Here is a 1587-nt window from a genome sequence, read left to right as displayed (position 1 = left end):
CTCCGTGCGCTGAGCGTCGACGGGCGGCGCTTCGCGCACCACTTGATCTGGCCCCGTCGTCCCGTCCCCGACGCGTCGACGCTGCTGGTCGCCGGGTGCGGCACGTCCCAGGCTGCTCGCCACGCGGTGATGCATCCGCAGGTCCGAGTGGTCGGGATCGACGTCAGCGCCACGAGTGTCGATCACAGTCGCCGCCTCGCCGAACTCCACGATCTGGCCAGCCTCGAGGTCCACCAGCTGCCGATCGAGCAGGTCGGCGAGCTGGGTGAGTCGTTCGACCACATCATCTGCACGGGCGTGCTGCATCACCTCGCCGACCCACCCGCCGGACTGCGCGCGTTGCGCGAGGTCCTCGCTCCCGGTGGAGCGTTGACCCTGATGGTCTACGCGACGTACGGGAGGACCGGCGTCTACGTCATGCAGGAGTACTGCCGCCGTCTGGGAATCACACCGACGCCCGCCCAGCTCGCCGATCTCGTCGCGACCCTCCGGGAGTTGCCGTCGGGCCATCCGCTCGACCACGTGCTCCGGAACTCGCGCGACGTCCACGACGACGACGCTCTCTCCGACGCGCTGTTGAACCCGCGCGACCGCGCCTACACCGTTCCCGAACTCGATGGCCTGCTCGGTGACGCGGGGCTGCGGTTCGGTCGCTGGGCACGTCAGGCGCCGTACCGACCCGACTGCGGTTCGATCAGCGAGACGCCGCACGGACCACGGATCGCCCGACTCCCGCCGATGGAGCAGTACGCGGCCGTCGAGTTGTTCCGCGGCACGATCGCCCGCCACACCGCGATCGCGTTCGCCGATGACGACCCGACATCGGACGCGATCGACTTCGACGAACCCGACGTCGACCGCTGGATCCCGATCGTCCCGCCCACGGTGATCGCCGTCGAGGAGCGACTCCCTCCCGGTGCGGCCGCCGCGCTGCTCAACCGAGCACATGCCTTCACCGACCTGGTGATGTTCGTCGACGACGCCGAACTGGAGACGTTCCGGGCGATCGACGGATCACGACCGATCGGTGACCTCGGTCCAGACGCATCACGCTTCGTCGAGCGACTCTCGAATCACGATCTGGTCGTGGTCGACGCGTCGGTAGGTTCGTCGTCGTGACCGAGAACACCAGCGATGTCATCGCCCTCCCGGGTGGCGAGTTCACGATGGGTTCGGACGATCACTACCCCGAGGAGGCCCCGACTCATCGAGTGCGGGTCGACGCGTTCGCCATCGACCGGTACGAGGTCACGAACGAGCGATTCGCTGCGTTCGTCGAGGCCACCGGATACCGCACCGTCGCCGAACGACCGCTCGACCCCGCCGACTACCCCGGCGCTCCCGCAGCGAACCTGGTCGCGGGTTCGCTGGTGTTCAACCCGACTCCCGGACCGGTCGACCTGCGCCACCTCAGTCAGTGGTGGACGTGGACGCCGGGCGCCTCGTGGTCACGACCCGAGGGACCCGGCTCGGGGATCGAGGACCGATTGGATCATCCGGCCGTCCACATCGCCCACGAGGACGCGGCTACCTACGCGACGTGGGTCGGTGGGCGTCTGCCGACCGAGGCCGAGTGGGAGCTTGCAG

Annotated in this window: 2 protein-coding genes; both read left to right on the top strand. The window is 68.8% G+C overall.

Features of this window, described 5'->3' with window-relative positions:
• Nucleotides 1-1119: class I SAM-dependent methyltransferase (locus WBV89_RS05590; RefSeq protein ID WP_423980348.1), on the top strand; the 1119-nt coding region annotated here is incomplete at its 5' end.
• A 47-nt stretch (nucleotides 1120-1166) separates the two neighbouring features.
• The coding region (locus WBV89_RS05585) for an SUMF1/EgtB/PvdO family nonheme iron enzyme (protein ID WP_423980349.1) at nucleotides 1167-1587 on the top strand (421 nt) is incomplete at its 3' end.

The sequence above is a fragment of the Ilumatobacter sp. genome (assembly GCF_049588435.1).
Lineage (GTDB): Bacteria > Actinomycetota > Acidimicrobiia > Acidimicrobiales > Ilumatobacteraceae > Ilumatobacter_A.
This window is presented reverse-complemented; position numbering and strand designations above follow the sequence as displayed.